We start from the raw sequence: 18,680 nt of genomic DNA on the forward strand, positions 1-18,680 counted from the left end.
TCTCCACCAAAACCAATGCCTGCAAAGATGCATGCATTACACTTCCATTCTCCTCATTCCGGCGTTTAAGCATCCAATGACTGCACTATTGCAACCATTTCCTTCTTTCTAAGCAAAATACGCCGAAAAACCTGCAGGTTTGCAGGAAAACGCAGGCTCCACCTGAACAGCCGATCCCCTGCCCCCTTCATCCCACCGCTGCATAACGATGGATGGCATGACTGATCGCCGGCATATTACTTGATTTTTAATGGTCAAAATATTGATTAAAAGGTGTGAATGCAGGTTTTCATATCAGGAATCACTCAGATACTTTTTGCGGCTAGAGGCTGCCTTTGAGCGAAAGCTAGCGTGGAATACGGATATCGAAGTAGGGAGAATTAAAGGGGGCAATGAGAATTGGACCAGGCGGAACCAGTGGCAAGTAATGCGAAGAGAGGCAAAGAGTTTGACATATTTCTGGCAGCGGTGTTACGCTCACTTCAAAATACATCGCGGTATGAAGGAGAGTCCCCTATGGCTGACCGGTACGCGCTTGATAAAGGGATTTTATCTGCGGAACTATTGCTTCTACTTACGCTGCTTGCCGCGGTCAAGGTTGATGAGACGGCAGATCGGCAGCCTGAGATGTTCGCGGACGTCGATTGGAAACAGTTTATGCAGCTTGCCATGCATCATCGCGTATATCCTTTCCTGTATCCGAAGCTTAGCCGCATGCATGAAGGGCCGATTCCTTCAGAGCTCATCCAATGGCTGAAACAAGAATACTGTAAAAATACCGTTCAGATGCTCCACCTCAGCGGCGAAATGGGCAGGCTCGGCGATGAGCTTGTAGGCGCGGGCATCCGCGCTCTGTTTCTGAAAGGTCCGGTGCTGGCGCAGGATTTGTACGGCGATATCTCGCTCCGCACATCCCGCGATCTCGATTTTATCGTGCCCTTAGGCAAGCTGGCCGAAGCGGAAGCCCTGCTAGTCAGGCTCGGCTATGTAGAGGAAGAAGAATTCGAGGCTATTCTGGGAGACTGGAAATGGAGGCAGCATCATAAGACGTTCCACCACCCCGGCAACAATATTAAGGCCGAGGTCCACTGGAGGTTGAGTCCGGCGCCTTCCAGGGAGCCGGACTTCGATGAACTGTGGGAGCGGAGGAGGACCAGCAATCTCCTGGGCCGGAATATTCATTATTTGGGACCGGAGGATTTGGTTCTGTTCTTGTCCGCGCACGGAGCCAGGCACGGCTGGTCCAGATTGAGATGGCTGCTGGATATCAAGCAGCTGCTGCTGCAGCAGCCGGACCCCGGCATATTGACCCGGCTTCTTCATCGCTACGGCTATGAAGATGTCGGAGGACAGGCCCTTCTGTTGGCCGCCGATTTATTGAAGGCGCCGATTGATCCCGGCCTGTCCCGCTTGGCGGAGAGGCCGAAAGCCCGCCGTCTGGCCCGGCTTGCCATGTTCTACGTGGGGCGAATGGTCAATCTGCATAATCCGCCGCTGCCGCCTGAAGTAGAGCGGCATTTCAAATATTATCAGCCGGCGATTTTATCGCGGGGGCAGCAGCTCCTCTACGCGCTCGGATTTCTGCATCCGTATGCGGCGGATGCGAAGACGCTGCCGCTGCCGAGGCGCCTGCACTTTCTTTACTTCGCTTTGCGGCCCTTTTTATGGACATGGAGAAAAACATTCGGCGAGGAGAAATGACCGTGCGCCTTCTGAGAAACCTATAGTTCTATAACCCGTATTCGACCCATAGGCTGGAGCGGGTTATTTTTTTGCCTACATCCCTGGACCGAGTCCGAAATCGGCTTGCGGACGGTTTGGGCCATTTCGGCCTTCGGATTATAATAGAGCTGAATTGCAGAAACGGATATATGGGAGGGGTACCATTGACGATCCTTGAGGTTAAAAACTTGAGAAAATATTTTGGTGACGTCAAGGCTGTTCAAGACATCAGCTTCACGGTGGAAGCGGGAGAAGTCTTTACGATTATCGGACCGAACGGAGCGGGCAAGACGACAACCCTGGAGATGATCGAAGGCTTGCAGCCGCCGGATATCGGCAGTATTACCATTGCGGGATTGTCCTGGGGCAAGGACGAAAGCGAGATCAAGACGCGGATCGGCGTACAGCCCCAGTCGAGCGCCTTGTTCGATCTGCTTACCGCCGAGGAGAATCTGGACTTATTCGCTTCATTTTACCCTAAGCGCAAATCGACTGCAGAGGTGCTGGAAATGATTAATCTGACCGAGCACCGGAACAAGCGGGTTAAATCGTTGTCCGGCGGGCAGCGTCAGCGTTTGGCCATCGGTCTTGCGATGATCAACGACCCGCAGGTGATTTTTCTCGATGAGCCGACTACGGGACTCGATCCCCAAGCGCGCCGCAACATTTGGGATATTATTCTTCAACTAAAGCAGCTTGGCGCAACTATCATTTTGACGACCCACTACATGGAAGAGGCGGAAAAACTGAGCGACCGCGTCTGCATCGTCGATCAGGGCACGGTCATCAGTCTCGACACGCCGGCGGCTCTAATCGGCAAGCTGACGCGGGAGCGGGAAGTGCGGCTGTCTTTTTTCGATGGGGAAGATGCGGCTGCGCGGACCGAGCAAGCGCTCCGGGACCGTCAAGAGATTGTGAGGATGGAACGGGACAGTGCGAACCTGACCCTCTGGTCGCCTGAACCGGAGCAGGCGTTATATGGACTGCTTGGATTCACCAAGGAGCATGGTTACCGGGTCGAGCATGTATCCATTCGCGAAATGAGCCTTGAAGATGTCTTTATTGCCTTCACGGGCAAGGAATGGAGGGATTGATCATGAACGCAGGCACCCAGCTCAAGAAATTATTTATTGCTCAATTGAAGACGATGTTCCGGGAGAAGGCGGTCTGGTTCTGGAATTTATTTTTCCCGGTTATTCTCATGGTGCTGTTTATGGTTATTTTCGGCGGAGGAGGGGACGGCGGAGACTTCAAGGCGAAGGTGGCGCTGGTTAAGCCGACGTCTAGCACGGCCAGCGATTCTCTGGAGGCCGGTCTGCGGAAGATTCCGGTCTTCGAGTGGAAGTCGGAGCAGGCCGTCGATAGCGACCAGGCCGATTCATGGGTGAAAGGCAAGGATGTGGACGCGGCCATCGTTCTGCCGGAGAACGGGAACGGCGGCGACATCCGCCTGATCGTCAATGCCGAGAATGAGAGCAACGCCACCACCCAGGCAATCCGGGGCATTCTGGACCGGTACGTCCAGGAAGCCAGCTTTGCGGCGGCGGGAATCGAACCGGCTTACCGGCTGCAGACGTCGTCGGTGTCCAGCGGCAGCAAGGACATCAGCAGCGCCGAATTCCTTCTAACCGGCATGATCTCCCTGTCCATCGCCCAGGCCGGACTGTTCGGGATGGTCGACATGGTCGAGATCCGCAGGTCCGGCCTGCTCAAGCGGCTGCGCATGACCCCGATGCGGATGGGGCTGTATGGCCTTGGAGGCATGATGGTCCGTTTCGTGCTCAGCTTCGTGCAGATTGTCCTGCTGACCGTCATCGGCGTCTTCGGCTTCGGCGCGAACCTGAACCTTAATCTGCCGGTACTGATAATCGCCTTTTTCATCGGGGTTCTGGCCTTCAACGCCCTCGGCTATCTGATTTCTTCCTTCAGCAAATCCCTGGAGTCCTACATGGGTGTGGCGAACATCACCAGCTTCCTGATGATGTTCATCAGCGGAGTCTTCTTCGCCACCAGCACCTTGCCCGACTGGCTGAAACCAGTCACCCGGGTGCTGCCGCTGACCTATTTCGTGGAAGGGATGCGGGACGGCATGGTGTATGGTTCCGGCCTCTTCAACGCCGCGTTCTGGAGCGGCATCGGCATCCTCACCCTGTGGGGCGCGGCGGCGTTCTCCCTCGGGGCGCTGATTTACCGGAAGGCTAAGGTGGAGGTACGATAGGGTTGAGGCAACAGTTATACGGGAAATGAATGGCTATACATGAACGGGTGGCTGTCCCATAAGGGGCGGCCGCCCTTTTTTGCTTTGATCCGAAAGAGCGAGCAATATCTAACTCCCCCGTTTTACATAAAGCCCCCTTTATTTTTACGTTCCTATCATTTCCCAGGTTTATGCTGGAAGTATTTGATGCTGCCAAGAACGGCAGGCGGCGGTTTAGGAGGATGGGGAAGTGGTTTGGAAATGGAGCAGACGGTTGGCTGTATTTTTTTCAATGCTGGGTTTCATGCTTGCGTCAGGGGCGCCGGTTTCATTGGCCCATGGAAACAATAGTCTGGCCTATTCGGATATTTCGGCGGGCGATGGATTTATTAAGTATGTGCTGCAGATTGATATGTACGATCTGAGAGCGGCGGCGGCCCCGAATGATCCGGACATAGGATTGTCTACTCCCGAGGTGCTGGAACGGTTCGTCACCGGGAGCAAGGGGGATGTGGAGCATTACCTGCTGTCACATACAAGCCTATATGCGGATTCTCTGCCGCTGACAGGAAAGCTGACCGATCTCCGCGTCATTCAAAAAGAAAACGAGCTCCAGCCGTTTGCGGAAGCTGTATTGACGTATCCGGCCGATAGAGTTCCAAGAAGTCTCCTATTTCATTACGACCTCGTTTTCGACAGCGATCAATGGCATATCAATTATGTAACGGTCAATCTGGGCGATTTGAAGAAAGAGGCCGTAATTGTGAACGAACTTAGGGATATTCATGTGGGCGGTGCGAGTCTGAACGATACGGCCAGCCATTTTGTTCAGCTTGGAATCGGGCGTTTATTTAAGGGAATTGAGTCTCTTCTGTTTATTATGCTCCTGCTGACAGGGTGCCGCTCGTTGAAGCAAAGTCTTGCGGCGGCTGCCGTATTCGCGGGAGCAATTTCATTGTCCCTGACCCTAGCCGCTCTGAATATCGCGGATATGCCTGCTTCTTTTACCGCGTCCATTCTTCCGCTGAGTTTGATTTGCGCCGCCTTGATTCTTTTGCCGAACCGGAGCAACTTTAAGTTCCTGATCGGGCTTGCCGGATTATTCGGCCTATTGCACGGATTCGGGTTCGCCGAAGCATTATACGGACTCCGGGCGGAGGATGGCTATTTTGCCGCTTCGTGGATTGCCTTTATTGCCGGCGTCGAAGCCGGTTTGGTTATCGCTGCCGCGGTTTGGTATGCCGCAATTCTGCTGTTGCGCTCAATCGGACGGTCGGTTCCCGCGCTTCAGGCGGCGGCAGGCTTGTTCGGCCTCATTGTGTTCCTAATAAAAAGCTTCTAAATTAAAATTAAAAACCTCCCAGTAAAGGCCTATGTCTGACGTTAGGATCCGCTTTGCCCTTGAGACGTTTTGTGCATCTTACATATTTATACATGGATAATCTTTCCCGGCATTTCCGTTAACAAATGAGGACTATATTGGTACAAGCGTGGACAAATCTTAGGTAAGGGGTGTTTTAATTGTTGAAGAAATTCAGTAAGGAGCAGCGGCGGCTGTATAGTGCATGCATTTTGACATTGTCGGCACTGCTGGTTCTGAGCGTGCTTCCTTCGAAGCTTCCCGGCATCAATGCGAATCTTAGTCCGGTAAGTGTCGTGAAGGCTGCAGTTCCTTATGCCGTCAAGGATATTGCGCTTAATCCCGGGGCAGAGGAGAGCCAATTGAATTTTACATGGTACACACCCGGGGAACCGGCAGCCAGTATTGTTCAGATGGTAAAAAGATCCGATATGACGGGCAGCGTCTTCCCAACGGGCTCCAAAGTAATGTCTTTCACAGGTACAGCTTCTCAAGCCGCAACGGTTACGGAGGTAGTTTACTACTCCAACAAGGTTACGGCCACGGGCCTTGCTCCGAAGACCCAATATGTATACCGCGTGGGTGACGGTACCAGCGGGCATTGGAGCCCGACCTACGATTTTGCCACTCAAGATCCTTATAATTACTCCTTGATGTTTGTCGGCGACCCCCAGATCGGTTCTTCCGGCAGTGTGACGAATGATACTTACGGCTGGACCAAAACGCTGAATCAGGCAGTCGGAAATTTCCCGGCTTTCAGCTTTATTATGTCCGCGGGCGACCAGGTCGAGCATAGCACCAGCGAAACGGAATATGACGCTTTTGAAAGTCCTGACGTGCTGAGAAATCTGCCTGTGGCGACGGTTGTCGGCAACCACGACACCAGTGTGAACTATAAATATCATTATAACGTGCCTAACGAATCGACTCTTGGCAGCACCAACGCCAGCGGCGACTACTATTATACTTACGGCGACACGCTGTTCATGGTGCTGAACACTAACAATTTGAACGGCGCTGAGCATGGTCAGTTTATGGAAGAGACCGTCGCGAAGGTTCCGAACACGAAGTGGAGAATCGTTACTTTCCATCATGATATTTACGGCGCCGGTCCTCACTCCACGGAAGTCAAGATTACCGGTCTCAGACAAGCCCTGTTTCCTTTCTTCGACAAGCTGGATGTAGACATGATCTTCATGGGCCATGACCATTCCTATGTCAGAACCTATGTGATGAACGGTGATAACGTGCAGGGCAGACAGCTTGTGGACGGACAGGGAAGAGACGTAAATCCTGCCGGCAACACTTACGTCACCGCTAACTCCGCGAGCGGAAGCAAATACTATGAACTGCAGGCGATTCCCGAAATTTACTCCGAGGTCAGAAGCCAGCTCCATACACCGACCTTCTCGACTATCAACGTTACCCCTAACAGCATTTCGGTGAATACCTACCGTTCGGATACGCTGCAGAAGCTCGACAGCTACGGACTGGTTAAGGATGCTGAACCCGTAAAAATTTATACCAAGCAAGCAAAACTGGACTACACAGCGTCGGGCATTGAATATTATTACGCGATCAAGAACGCCAATGCGGTGCAAAAACTGGATACGACGTTTAAGTACGACACCTCAAAGATCAGCCTTAAAAAGGTGGAACTGGTAACCCCGGATAGCGGAACCTTTACTTATACGGATAACGGGGGAGAAGTAAAAGTAAGCGCAAATCTTGCGGCTCCGATCCGGTCCTATGTGTATGGAACGTATAAGGATGCTATTAAGCTGACCTTCGAGCTTAAGGCCACCAAGCAAAGTTCGGTAACCACAAGCGTTCAACTTACAAGCTCTGTGCTGACTACGCAAAATAAACACAGAACAGCGGCTTCCGTCATAGAAAACGGCACGGCCGAGGTTACTGCCAATGTGCCGGTGCCTCCCGCAGGTTCGAGCGTCTCGCCGGGCACGCCAGCAGGCCCGGGGACACCAGTCGGCACAGGCGTGGCGGCGCCGGCCGACACTGCCGCACCGAGTCCGTCCGCTTCCAGCGCATCTGCAGCAAGCGGCAGCAATGGCGGAACCGCGGCTGCACCATCGTTTACCGATGTTCCATCAGGATATTGGGCGGCTTCGGCCATTCAAGATCTGGTCTCCAAGCAGATTCTGAACGGTACAAGCAGCAGTGCTTTCGAACCTAAACGCAGCGTAACTCGCGCCGAATTTACGGCCATGCTGGTCAGAGCCCTCCAGCTTACGGGAACAGGCGATGTGGCTTTTAAAGATGTGAAAGCCGGAGACTGGTATGCCGATTCGGTTGCGGCGGCCGTAAAAGCGGGAATCGTTAAGGGGAACAGCTCCGCGACTTTCGGAGCCAAATCCAATATCACCCGCGAGGAAATGGTTACTATGCTTATGCGCGGATATGCGAAGCAGCACGGCGCAGCTTCTACGAATCCTGCGGCATCATTCAAGGATGAATCCAAAATCTCATCGTGGGCCTTGTCCTATGTCAAACAAGCGGCTGCCCTTGATCTTGTTGGCGGACGCGAAGAGAACACGTTCCAGCCTCGCGGCATTACAACCCGCGCGGAGGCGGCTGTGGCGATCTATAATCTGCTGAAACTGTAAGAGTAAGAGCAACGGGAATGCCGTTCTTAACGAGCGGCATTCTTGTTATATTTTCCAATTGCAAGCATGTATAAGCCGCGCACTTATAAGCGTCCTTATTTTTCTACGAGTAACGAATGCCGTCTTTAAGAGATGGCGTGCCGTTTCTTTTTGGGAGGAAAGACAATGCCTCATATTCGCAATGTGATTCGATGCCGCGCTTGGCTTCGATATTCCCTTTGCCTGGTATCCGCTTTGGCGCTGCTTGTGATGCCGCTTCAACAAAAAGCGGACGCTCATGCTTATAGCGCCGGCTATACTACGCTAACTTTGACTCAATCGGCCACGGAAATGACTTATGCGCTGGACCAGTTGTCCGTAATTGAACTAACCGGCGGAGATACCAATAAGGACGGTGTGCTTTCGCCCAAGGAGTTCGACGGAATCAAGGAACGGCTTCTGGTCCTGCTCAAAGAAAATATACAATTGGAAATAAACAATAAACCTTACGAATGGACCCGGCTGGGGAGATTTGCCCTAAGTAAGCAAGGGAACACAGAAAAGGCCGAGCTGAAAGTATCCTATCCAGCCGTCTCTTCCTCCGCGGCGATTTCACTGGCGGACAACCTGTATGAACAAGACAAAGCGACCAATTATGTTAATCTGCTTACGGTTCATTATGGCGGCCGCACCAGCACGGAGGCTTTATCCGGGAAGCACCGGATATGGACGATGCAGCTGACAGAGAACGACTATGCCGGTCTGTCGGGGAAAGGCCAAGCCCCGCAAAGCGGCGGCGGGCAAGCCGGACAGGTGCATGGCGGTTCCGACGGCACTTCGGAAAACCTCTCAGGCTGGTACTCCTTTTTCAAGCTTGGCATTAACCATATTTTAACGGGGTACGACCATCTGCTGTTTTTGTTCTCGCTGCTTATCGCCAAGCAGAGCTTCAGGCAGTATGCCGCGATGATTACAGCTTTTACCGTCGCCCACAGCATTACCCTGACCTTGACCGTGCTGGGCATTATCGATGTTCCTTCCGGGATTGTGGAGCCGGGGATCGCGCTCAGCATCTGTTTCGTCGCGGTGGACAACATGATTCGAAGGGAGGTCAGCCGCCGATGGATGCTCACTTTTGTATTCGGCTTGATCCACGGCATGGGCTTTGCCGATATTTTGAAATCCATGAATCTGCCCAAAAGCCAGCTGGCGGCGGCCTTAATTAGCTTTAATCTCGGAATCGAAACCGTCCAGGTGGCGCTGATCGCCCTTTTGCTCCCGCTGCTTGTTCTGCTGCACCGCTGGAGGTTCTCCAGAGGCGCGGTATTCGCAGGCTCCGGCATTGCGCTGTTGCTCGGCGGGATCTGGCTGGCGCAGCGGCTCTTTTTTTAACCGGGCATTTTGCATAAATCTATCATCTGTGGAGGGAATAAGATGCCTGCTTTCATTAACAGGAACACTTTGCTTTTTACCACTTTACTTCTAATTATCTCGATAGCTATATATTTGTTCAATCAAGCTCCCGAGCCCAAGTATAACGATCAGGGAACGACGACATCCCAAAAATATGAAAAAGCCAAAGTGCTGAAAGTAATCAGCGAGGATCTGCAAAGGGATGAGCAGCGGGGGGATTTATATCACGGCTCACAGGAACTTGAGCTGAAAATTCTTTCCGGCGAACATAAGGGCGAAGTCCTTACCGTCACCAACAACGTCAGCGCTTATTTAAACGTGGTTGCCAAACAAGGGCAGACCCTTATCGTAAATATTGATTCGGCCAATGCGAATAACTATTTGGTAACGGTATACAGTTATCACAGAGCTCCGATTTTGTATGCGATGGCGCTGCTGTTTTTCGGACTGCTGTGGTGGATCGGCGGAAAAAAGGGCCTGAAGTCGGTATTCGGCATCGTCTTTACTTTTGCCTGTATTGTTTATTTGTTTATCCCTATGTTATACAGAGGCTATTCTCCGATTCTCGCTTCTGTTCTGGTTGTCATCCTTATTACCTGTGTCACCCTCCTGCTGCTTAACGGCTGGAGCTCCAAGACCGCCGCAGCGATTGTCGGCACGGGTATTGGAGTGGCTCTTTCCGGGGTTATTGCCTATATTTCAGGGAATTTGCTTCATATCTCAGGCTATAACACGGATCAGGTCGAAGTCCTGATTGTCGTCGCCGATCAGACCGGGATGCAGCTTAAAGGGTTGCTGTTCGCCGGAATCCTGCTGTCCTCCCTTGGGGCCATCATGGATATCGGCATTTCCATCGCCTCAACGGTGCATGAGATCTATTTGAACAATCCGAATCTCAGCCGAAAAGAGTTGTTCAAATCCGGCGTCAATGTCGGCCGGGATATTATGGGGACTATGGCGAACACGCTGATTCTGGCCTTTACCGGCTCCGCGCTCGCCTCGCTTATGGTTCTCTATGCGGTCAAGCTTCCTTTTACCCAACTGGTCAACATGAACATGGTCACGATAGAGGCTTTATTGGGACTTACCGGCTGTTTCGGCGTAGTCTTAACCGTGCCCATAGTCGCCTTTATTTCTTCGAGAATCATTCCGAATCTTGAGCATAAAGCCGTCCCGGAAAAAGGGGTAGCAGAGGGATCGGCGCCCGTATCGATAGTGCGTGCTGCCGATTAAGAGGTGTGAATGCTCAATTATAGTGAACTTTTAAGTCAACCGCTCTCCCTTACGGATAGCGGTTATTTGCCATTGCCTCGATCGGGCCGATAATTAATGCGACTCAGGGTGAGGAATTTAATGGAATTTGTTGAATTGCTTGTGTACATTGTGAAAATAGCAGCATTGTAAATACATAATCTGATCCTGATGGACTAGAAAGAATGGATCATGGGCGGAGCGGACGCTGAAAATTTAGAAGGCAGTTGAAAGAGTGTAAGCCAAGGAGGGATTGGTCATGCCGGAAGTACAAGCAAAATTCGAAGAAGGATTCAATACAGTCAAAGGAGGTATCCAACAGGGGAAAAAGAAGCTTCAGAATATGCAGGAGACAGCTGAACTGAAACGGCAGATCAAGGAGGCTTCACAGCAAAAAACGAAAATTTATCTGGAGTTGGGGAAACAGGTCTATCGAATGATCCGGGAAGGGCGGATTCAGAACGAAGAACTGCTTCAGACCGTCCAGCCGCTCACTGCGCAGGATAAGATTATTTATGAGGCATTGAAGGTCATCAAGGAATTGAATACTCCGCTCCCTGGTGGCGTTAAATGTGGCTGCGGAACCTTTTTGCCGAAGGACCAGCCTTTCTGCACCGCTTGCGGACGGAAGAACGCAGAGCTGGAATCGATCACAGTTCAGCTCAAAACTTCATGTGCGTCATGCGAGGCCGAAATTCCGCAGGAGGCGGCTTACTGTCCTTGCTGCGGCGCAGCGGCCCATTTTAAATCGCGAGAGGGGTGCTAGCCTTGTACTGTTCCAGATGCGGAACTAACAATTTCGACTATGCCGTCTACTGCGTCAATGACGGAGTGGAACTGGGAACCGACTTGGGGGAAGTCTCGCTTCAACCGGCGGATGCCCAATTTTGTTCGGCCTGTGGAGCCGGCATGGCAAAGCATGCCGGTTACTGCATAATCTGCGGCGAAGAGGCGGGGAACGAAATCATGGTAAGACCGGCGGCTGTCATAGGCAGGAGGCCGGGAATTGCCGTCGGCCGAAAACCGGCCGAAGCAGCGCTGGCCTTCGATTACAAGACATCCTTAATAAGAGGAGCTCTGGGCGGTATCGTGGCGATTGTCGGTGTACTGCTTCTTTGCCTGCTGATCAGCTATACCCTTAACAAGCAAGTGCCCGATCTGATGGGGCAGGAGTTGCCTATTCAGGAGCTCATGAATCAATATGGCGCGGACAGCGATTTTAAATTGATCGGTGTGCCGGAAGCTGTTATGGCGGTGAATTTGGTGCATTCCCGTCTGCTCATAACGGGAGGAGACTCTGATGCGGCGGGAGGCAGTGTGGAAATCTTCGCGGGTCTTATTGCCCTGCTTATTGTCCCGCTGGCGGCTCTTGTCATCGGCGGCTATATATCCGCCCGCAGATACAGGTTATCCGATGAACGCGCCGGTCTTTCCGTTTCGCTAGCCATCGGCTTATACTACGGCTTGTTTCTGCTGGCCGTCTCCGCATTTGCCGGCTTCTCCCGGGAGATCAGCCTGGATTTATTTTCGTCGGCTTTGTCGGGGCGCATTAATTATTCCTTTTCGTCCTGGGAAGCGTTCATTTTTGGCTGGATATTCGGCTTTCTGTTCAGCTGGGCGGGATACCGATTATATGCTCTTATACACAACGATCGAAGCGGGTTCTTCAGGAAAAGTGCAGTTGAGCAAGCCATCCGTACAGCCGCGCTCGGTATATTTGTCCTTTCTATACTGGCAGTTGTAATTGTAGGTGTGAAATTCGGCAGGCAGTTTCCTTTTCGCCTAATCCTTCTGATTGCGCCGCAGCTTGGAACGTATTTCTGGAATTTTGCCCATTTGGGCACGCTGCATTTCGGAGGAGACGGCGAGCAGATGCGCTATTCGATATTGTGGGGCCGTGATTCGGAGGACGGAACCGGCATGCCCGTTTCCAGCGATTATTTGTCAATGCATTTTATAGACGGCTATGTTTATAGCGGACTGATCCTTGCTTTAATCATTTTGATATGGGTGGGCATCGGTTTTACTCGGAATAGAGCCAGTAACCTCAACGACCTGCGTTCCATTACGGTTTTCAGTCTGGCCTATGGAGTGGTCATGGCAGTCATCGCTAGAATATCCGCCTTCGGGTTTTCGGTACAGGGGGAGTCGCTGTCGGACTATTGGGAGGGTGGAACCTTTTTTGTGGGCTTTCGAGCGGTGCCGATCTTTTTTGCAAGCTTCGTTATTTCGATTTTGCTGCTTCTGTGCTGCTATTACTTCGTACGACAAAAGCAAGCCGGAACAAATTGAAATCAAACCAATCCGTTATTCAAGATAAAGAGTAAAGGCGGGAGAATATGTTTTGTAGTCAATGTGGAACGGAAGCGGGACCTAAAGGCCGTTACTGTAAAAAATGCGGCAGTGCGCTCACGCGCGGATCGGCACCGCCAGATGAAGATAACCGGACTGCGGGTTCGCAGCCGGATGGCATAACAACAGGAATGGCCGCAACCGAAGCCAAGCCATCCGAATTCAATCTGGCGTCATCCGGCAGTGGATTTCCCGGTGCGGCACCGCCGATGGAGACTCTTGTGCGGACGCGGCGTCGGCGGTCCTGGCGGCTGCCGGTTATCGCAGCCGTTGCGGTGCTATTGATTGCCGGAGGCGCCTTTATGTGGGGGACGAGGGACAACGGCGCCGGAAGCGGTAGCGAGCAGAGCGCACAGGCCACCCCGGAAGCATCGGACGGAGGCAAGCCACCCACGGCTCCGGCCATGGCGGCAGCCCCTGCCGCTTCGCCCAAGCAATCACCTTCTCCAGTGGTTTTTCCAGCCGATCCGGCGTACATTAAGGTGAACCAGGTCGACTCTGCGCGTTACGAGAATGGCGGAGTAGATGTATATTTTTCACTCTTTGCTGATCCGGAATTCAAACAGGAAATACAGCCGATGCAGCTTGCCAAGGACATGGTCACCATTAACGGTCTGCCGGTGGAGAAGCTTTCTCTGGTAGAGGAGAGTGACACGGTCAGCGTTAACCTTGTCCTCGACAAGAGCGGCAGTATGCAGGACCCGCCGAATATGAACGTGTCTGAGTCGAAGATGGATCTCGTGCGGCAGGCCGCAGTTCAGTTTATTGACGGCATCCCTTCAAGCGCCAAGGGGCGGTTCGAGGTCTTGACTTTTTCCGACTATGTGCCTGCCGTTGCCGACATAACTTTTACATCCGATCGGACTGGGGTCAGTCAATATCTTTCCGGACTGGCTTCGGATGGCGGGAGAACCGCACTGTTTGACTCCTTGACCAAGGCTCTATACGATACCAATGAGCAGCAGGGACCGAAATATATCATTGCGTTTACAGACGGCAAGGACTCTAATTACGGTTCGTCTCTGCAGTCGGTTGTCGATCTGTCCAGACAGCTTGGCATTCCGATTTATACCGTCGGGTTCGGCAGCGAGGACGACCAAAGCCTGAAATATATCGCCCAGGAAACGGGTGGCCAGTCCTTTTATCTCAGCACCGACGACGACCTGGAAACCGAACTGCACCGCATTTACGACACAGTCTTTCAAAGATACGTCAAGCAGTACAAGCTCACTTATACTCCACGTCAAAAGATTGCGCCCGGTCAACCGTTTTCTTTTGCCATGAATTTGAATTCTCCCCGGAACCAGGCGCAGACGAGAGAGCTGACGTATGAGCGGAAGCTGGACAAGAATTCCGTTGATGTACAGAACGGTCTGTTCGAGTATCAGGTCAATTATGCGCAGGCGGTCAATACATTGGACTTCGGCGTGGTGGGAGACAATGTGGATGAAGACTCTGAATTTTACACTAACCTTAGAAACCGCATTGAAATCGACTATGTTAAAGCCAGTAACCAGGGTAAGCCCAAAATCATTGATCCGCTGGAGAATTACCGGGTGGAATCTATCGACCAATTGCAGAACGGTTCTTACAAAATTAAATTTTTCAAGCTGTTTCCGGTACTGATGAATAACAAACAGGTACACGAGGCTGATCTGAACACGTATACGCTTGTGTGGGACAGTCTGTCCGATAAGTGGCAGGTGAGCAATTTCGGACGGGAGGAATGTTCGATTTACTAAGATCGTTCTGATCCAGGATCGTTATGCTCCGACAATGGCGTGAAGAAATTATACAGCGGCAACCCTTGGCCGAACTGAACGAATAGGAGTTCACTATGCGAAGATTGAGCGTGATATTGGCCATATGCTTGACTCTTGTATGTACGGGCTGTGCGCCTGCAGCCGGCCAGCCGTCCGGCGAAAGAGAAACGGGCGCTGCTGCCGCGCTGACGGAAGAGAATGCTTCGCCCCTATCAACCGGGGCCGCGCCGCCAGGGGACATAGCCGAGTCTGACACCGCAGATTCGGTGACTGGGGTCCTCGATAACACGGCGGGTGCTGATATGGCACCCAAGGGCACTGCATTCCGGACAGAGTCGCCTGAAATCATCGCATCTGCCGGCAATACGGCGTCCTCCGCCGCCGACAAGCCGATCATTTGCATCGACGCGGGCCACCAGGGCAAAGGCAACAATGACAAGGAGCCAGTCGCTCCGGGAAGCAAGGCAATGAAACCGAAAGTATCCAGCGGCACCCGGGGAGTGGCTACCGGCAAACCGGAATACAAGTTGACGCTGGAAGTGGCGCTGAAACTGGAGAAAGCGCTGGACAATGATTACAAAGTCGAAATGATCCGACGAAGCAACGAGGTGAACATTTCGAATCGCGAGCGGGCCATCCAGTGCAATAAAGCAGACTCCGATCTCATATTGAGAATCCATGCCGACGGAAGCGACAGCAGCGGTGTACAAGGTATGTCGTTTCTCTACCCTTCCGCAAAAAGCCGGTACACCAAAGACATTACCCAGGAGAGCCTGGCCGCTGCCAAAGTTCTGTCGGAGGCGATTCTGAGAGAAACCGGCGCGAAGTCCCAGGGGCTAAAACCCCGTGACGATCTGACGGGCTTCAACTGGTCGAAGGTCCCCTCGGTGCTGATCGAAATGGGCTTCATGACAAACCGGAAGGAAGACCGGCTGCTAAGTATGCCTGAGTATCAGGACAAGATTGTGAAAGGGATTAAAGCGGGATTGGATGCCTATTACAAAAAATCCGGATAGGGGCTGGGATGTGGAAGCTATTTTCCAAAGAGTACGAATGCAGATCAAGAGAGCTAAGAAATTAGAGGAATTTAATATGGGTCTGCCGCTCTTTTCCAGGGGAATGTTGAGTCCAGCCCCGGACTAAGCTAAAATATCCCTATCACAAGATTGATCACAGAAGGGGATTGTGCCGTTTGAATAATGAAGAAATGAACGTTGAGGAAATAAGCACCGAAGAAACGAGCAATGGACTGCCTGAGAATTATGCGGAATTGAAAAAGGCTGCAGGACGTTCCGCGGATTGGAAAGCCCGTCTTGCCGCGGTCGAGGAGCTGGGAAATTACCCCCACAGACAAGTTATCGACATCCTGACGCGTCTGGTGGAAAGCGATCTGGTGTACACCGTGCAGGAAGCGGCTTACCGGAAGCTTGAAGCATTCGGAGAGAGTGTGGCGGCGCCTTCCAAGGACAAGCCCGAGCTGTTCAAAGGCTTGTCCAAAATTCTGCTGCGAATCAAGAAAAGCCTTCCCCGGGAACATACGTATGAAGAGTTCAAAGAGAAGCTGAAGAAGATGAGAATCGACGTGTATGACGCTTATGAAGGCGAAAAAGGCGAAGACTTCGACAAGTGGCTGGAAAGCAAATGGTCTTCGGTAAAATAACAGTACAGTCCTGAAACAGGGACGAGCCTGAAGCCAGAGAGCAGCTCCAGCCCGCAGCAAGGTTGGGGATCTGCTCTTTTTTGTTATCTAAGACATCTCCAGCAAAGGAGGAAACAGCCATGATTCTCGTCAGCTCTTGCCTTGCCGGTGTCGAGTGCAGGTATGACGGCTCACATAATGTGCAGGAGAAAATACAACAATTGGCCCGTGAGAACAAGGCCGTGCTTGTCTGCCCCGAAGTGTTCGGCGGCTGTCCTACGCCGCGCGAGCCGGCCGAGATTGCCTTTGGAACAGGAGAAGACGTTTTAACCGGAAAGGCCAAGGTCATTGACCGGTCTGGCAAGGATGTTACCGGGCTTTTTATCGCGGGGGCCTTTAAAGCTCTCGAAACGGCGCGGGAGCACCATGCTTCGCTCATCGTTCTAAAAGAAAACAGCCCCTCTTGCGGTAGTAACATGATTTATGACGGCCGGTTTGCGGGCAATAAAATCCCCGGAGAAGGCGTAACGGCGGCTTTGCTGAGACGGGAAGGGTTCAAGGTGATTTCGGAGAACGAGTTTGTTTCGGGAGAATATGATGCTTAGTAGGGCTTATCTTCATATAATGCAAAAGCGCCCCGGTCATCATAAGCTCGGGGCGCTTTTTTGCGTAAGGTCCATTACCATTCGCTAACGCTACAGCCATAGCGCATGCTATTTGTTCGTGCTGTGCTGCTTGTTAGGGAGCTTGCTGCCTTGATTGCCTTTTGCACGGTGCTTGTTTTTTTCGTCCTTTTTCTGAGTGTCGTGCAATTTTTCTACAAATTCATGGGTACTGTCCATGGTTCTCCTCCTTTAGGCGATAAGCATGGTATTAATGTAACCCGTTTACTTGTAATCCATGTGCTCTAAAGCATCCGGTTAGGCCATTTACTGTCCTTTTAAATCTCTTCATAGTAAGTGGTATGATAGAGTGAAAAGTAAGTCTACATCCTGATAAGAAGGGAAAACACGACATGGAACTTGTTTTTGTATACGGAACATTGCGGCAGGGTGAGGAAAATCATCATCTATTGTGCAACGCCCGGCCGATTGCGTTGATGGCGCAAAGCAAGGGCGTTTTAATGGATACGCGGCAGGGCTATCCGGCTATGGTGCAGGAAGGCTCCGGCGTGGTGGCAGGCGAGCTGTATGAAATGCCACCGGAAGTGCTGGCCCGGCTGGATGAACTGGAGGATTATTACGGCCAGGGAAATCCGGCGAATGAATATGAGCGGATCAGAGCGGTTGTGACGACGGACAGCGGACAGCAGGAAGCCTGGGTGTATGTATACCTGGAGCGGGGGCAGGACGTGATTGCCGGTGGAGACTGGAAACTGCATCTGCTGAGGCGGAGTTCGCATGTGCTTTATTTTGCCTATGGAAGCTGCATGGACTTGGAAAGAATCACACTCGCAGGAGCTGCAGGATGGTTTGAGGATGTGAAGGGGCGTGCGGCAGCGGACGGATTCAATCTTCTATTTACGTATAGGGCCAAGGACGGCGGGCGGGCCGATCTCGTTGAAACCGGGGGCAAAACGGAGGGGAAGCTTTACCGGATACCAACGGAATGTCTTGATGAGTACCTATATCTCAGGGAAGGTGTAGATAGCGGGATGTATCGTCCAGCGGTTCTGCCTGTTCAGTGCGAAGACGGAAGCGTGCAGGATGCGGTAACGTTCGTGGTTGTGGACAAAAATTCAGAGATGCCTCCGCCGGGGCACTATCTCCGGGAAATTTTGCGCGGAGCCCGCCCAGTCGTCTCTCCGGAGTATTATACCGAACTGGAAGAACGGTTCTGGACGAGGTATGGATTTCGGCTTGCGGAATAATGAGAGGCCCCGAAGTTAAAATTAAATTAATGCTTGTATTCATTTTGAGTTCATGGTATATTCTAATTCCGGCCAAGAAATACGAGTTCTGCTTCAAAAAGAAATTAAAAAAAGAGCTTGCATTAAACGGACCGATATGATATATTATAAAAGTTGCTGCTGAGGCAAAGTTGAACGGCGGCAAAAAAGTTTGATCTTTGAAAACTGAACAACGAGTGAGTGGGAATTCGCTTCTGGCGAGTTCCAAAATGAAGAGAATGCAAATTCTCGTCAGATGTTTCAAAATGAGCGAATCGCTCTTTCAATACTTTATTGGAGAGTTTGATCCTGGCTCAGGACGAACGCTGGCGGCGTGCCTAATACATGCAAGTCGAGCGGAGTCATCTTGAGAGCTTGCTCTCAAGATGACTTAGCGGCGGACGGGTGAGTAACACGTAGGTAACCTGCCCCTTGGACTGGGATAACTACCGGAAACGGTAGCTAATACCGGATAAGACCTTCTGGTGCATA

15 protein-coding genes and 1 rRNA gene are annotated in these 18,680 nt (G+C 51.9%); 15 read left to right on the forward strand and 1 reads right to left on the reverse strand.

Going from position 1 to position 18,680, the window contains the following annotated elements; translation table 11 throughout:
• The first annotated feature begins 516 nt into the window (after positions 1-516).
• From EH198_RS15435 to EH198_RS15495, 13 genes are all read left to right on the forward strand, one after another.
• Positions 517-1,701 (forward strand): nucleotidyltransferase domain-containing protein, encoded by a 1,185-nt coding sequence (locus EH198_RS15435; protein WP_124696400.1) that lies wholly within the window; start codon positions 517-519, stop codon positions 1,699-1,701.
• A 185-nt stretch (positions 1,702-1,886) separates the two neighbouring features.
• On the forward strand, positions 1,887-2,816 hold the full coding sequence (locus tag EH198_RS15440; protein ID WP_124696401.1) for an ABC transporter ATP-binding protein: 930 nt from the start codon (positions 1,887-1,889) through the stop codon (positions 2,814-2,816).
• Positions 2,817-2,818: 2 nt separating this feature from the next.
• Positions 2,819-3,940 (forward strand): ABC transporter permease, encoded by a 1,122-nt coding sequence (locus EH198_RS15445; protein ID WP_124696402.1) that lies wholly within the window; start codon positions 2,819-2,821, stop codon positions 3,938-3,940.
• A gap of 229 nt (positions 3,941-4,169) precedes the next feature.
• Positions 4,170-5,261 (forward strand): HupE/UreJ family protein, encoded by a 1,092-nt coding sequence (locus EH198_RS15450; protein ID WP_124696403.1) that lies wholly within the window; start codon positions 4,170-4,172, stop codon positions 5,259-5,261.
• 182 nt (positions 5,262-5,443) lie between these two features.
• Positions 5,444-7,903, forward strand: coding sequence for an S-layer homology domain-containing protein (locus tag EH198_RS15455; protein WP_185702910.1), 2,460 nt, complete (start codon positions 5,444-5,446; stop codon positions 7,901-7,903).
• A gap of 165 nt (positions 7,904-8,068) precedes the next feature.
• The gene (locus tag EH198_RS15460) at positions 8,069-9,274 is read left to right on the forward strand and encodes a HupE/UreJ family protein (RefSeq protein ID WP_185702911.1); all 1,206 of its coding nucleotides are present in this window, start codon (positions 8,069-8,071) and stop codon (positions 9,272-9,274) included.
• A gap of 42 nt (positions 9,275-9,316) precedes the next feature.
• Positions 9,317-10,528, forward strand: a complete 1,212-nt coding sequence (locus EH198_RS15465) for a YibE/F family protein (protein ID WP_124696406.1) — start codon at positions 9,317-9,319, stop codon at positions 10,526-10,528.
• A 277-nt stretch (positions 10,529-10,805) separates the two neighbouring features.
• Positions 10,806-11,312, forward strand: a complete 507-nt coding sequence (locus EH198_RS15470) for a zinc ribbon domain-containing protein (RefSeq protein ID WP_124696407.1) — start codon at positions 10,806-10,808, stop codon at positions 11,310-11,312.
• Between the two features lie 2 nt (positions 11,313-11,314).
• Positions 11,315-12,838: a zinc ribbon domain-containing protein gene (locus EH198_RS15475; RefSeq protein ID WP_124696408.1), complete on the forward strand. Its 1,524-nt coding sequence runs from the start codon at positions 11,315-11,317 to the stop codon at positions 12,836-12,838.
• 47 nt (positions 12,839-12,885) lie between these two features.
• Positions 12,886-14,640, forward strand: a complete 1,755-nt coding sequence (locus EH198_RS15480) for a VWA domain-containing protein (RefSeq protein ID WP_124696409.1) — start codon at positions 12,886-12,888, stop codon at positions 14,638-14,640.
• 95 nt (positions 14,641-14,735) lie between these two features.
• Entirely contained in the window at positions 14,736-15,677 is a 942-nt protein-coding gene (locus EH198_RS15485; RefSeq protein ID WP_246014352.1) for an N-acetylmuramoyl-L-alanine amidase, read from the forward strand.
• A 206-nt stretch (positions 15,678-15,883) separates the two neighbouring features.
• A complete protein-coding gene (locus EH198_RS15490) occupies positions 15,884-16,321 on the forward strand; it encodes a HEAT repeat domain-containing protein (protein WP_379309589.1) in 438 nt (145 codons plus the stop codon).
• A gap of 119 nt (positions 16,322-16,440) precedes the next feature.
• Entirely contained in the window at positions 16,441-16,905 is a 465-nt protein-coding gene (locus EH198_RS15495) for a 2-thiouracil desulfurase family protein (protein WP_124696410.1), read from the forward strand.
• Between the two features lie 108 nt (positions 16,906-17,013).
• Here EH198_RS15495 and EH198_RS15500 read toward each other — a convergent pair whose 3' ends face one another.
• A complete protein-coding gene (locus EH198_RS15500; RefSeq protein ID WP_124696411.1) occupies positions 17,014-17,142 on the reverse strand; it encodes a DUF4023 domain-containing protein in 129 nt (42 codons plus the stop codon).
• A 173-nt stretch (positions 17,143-17,315) separates the two neighbouring features.
• Between EH198_RS15500 and EH198_RS15505 the strand changes: the two genes are divergently transcribed.
• Both EH198_RS15505 and EH198_RS15510 read left to right on the forward strand, forming a co-directional pair.
• Positions 17,316-18,170 (forward strand): gamma-glutamylcyclotransferase family protein, encoded by an 855-nt coding sequence (locus tag EH198_RS15505; protein ID WP_124696412.1) that lies wholly within the window; start codon positions 17,316-17,318, stop codon positions 18,168-18,170.
• Positions 18,171-18,479: 309 nt separating this feature from the next.
• Positions 18,480-18,680 (forward strand): 16S ribosomal RNA (locus EH198_RS15510); the annotation flags it as partial.

Origin of the sequence: Paenibacillus rhizophilus (assembly GCF_003854965.1) — a bacterium.
In the GTDB taxonomy this organism is placed as follows: domain Bacteria; phylum Bacillota; class Bacilli; order Paenibacillales; family Paenibacillaceae; genus Paenibacillus_AQ; species Paenibacillus_AQ rhizophilus.

Bases quoted from the DNA above. Each gene is read 5' to 3' on its own strand.
- EH198_RS15480 (WP_124696409.1), top strand. From the start codon at position 12,886: ATGTTTTGTAGTCAATGTGGAACGGAAGCGGGACCTAAAGGCCGTTAC.
- EH198_RS15505 (WP_124696412.1), top strand. From the start codon at position 17,316: ATGGAACTTGTTTTTGTATACGGAACATTGCGGCAGGGTGAGGAAAAT.
- EH198_RS15445 (WP_124696402.1), top strand. From the start codon at position 2,819: ATGAACGCAGGCACCCAGCTCAAGAAATTATTTATTGCTCAATTGAAG.
- EH198_RS15500 (WP_124696411.1), bottom strand. From the start codon at position 17,142: ATGGACAGTACCCATGAATTTGTAGAAAAATTGCACGACACTCAGAAA.
- EH198_RS15435 (WP_124696400.1), top strand. From the start codon at position 517: ATGGCTGACCGGTACGCGCTTGATAAAGGGATTTTATCTGCGGAACTA.
- EH198_RS15470 (WP_124696407.1), top strand. From the start codon at position 10,806: ATGCCGGAAGTACAAGCAAAATTCGAAGAAGGATTCAATACAGTCAAA.
- EH198_RS15485 (WP_246014352.1), top strand. From the start codon at position 14,736: ATGCGAAGATTGAGCGTGATATTGGCCATATGCTTGACTCTTGTATGT.
- EH198_RS15460 (WP_185702911.1), top strand. From the start codon at position 8,069: ATGCCTCATATTCGCAATGTGATTCGATGCCGCGCTTGGCTTCGATAT.
- EH198_RS15495 (WP_124696410.1), top strand. From the start codon at position 16,441: ATGATTCTCGTCAGCTCTTGCCTTGCCGGTGTCGAGTGCAGGTATGAC.
- EH198_RS15465 (WP_124696406.1), top strand. From the start codon at position 9,317: ATGCCTGCTTTCATTAACAGGAACACTTTGCTTTTTACCACTTTACTT.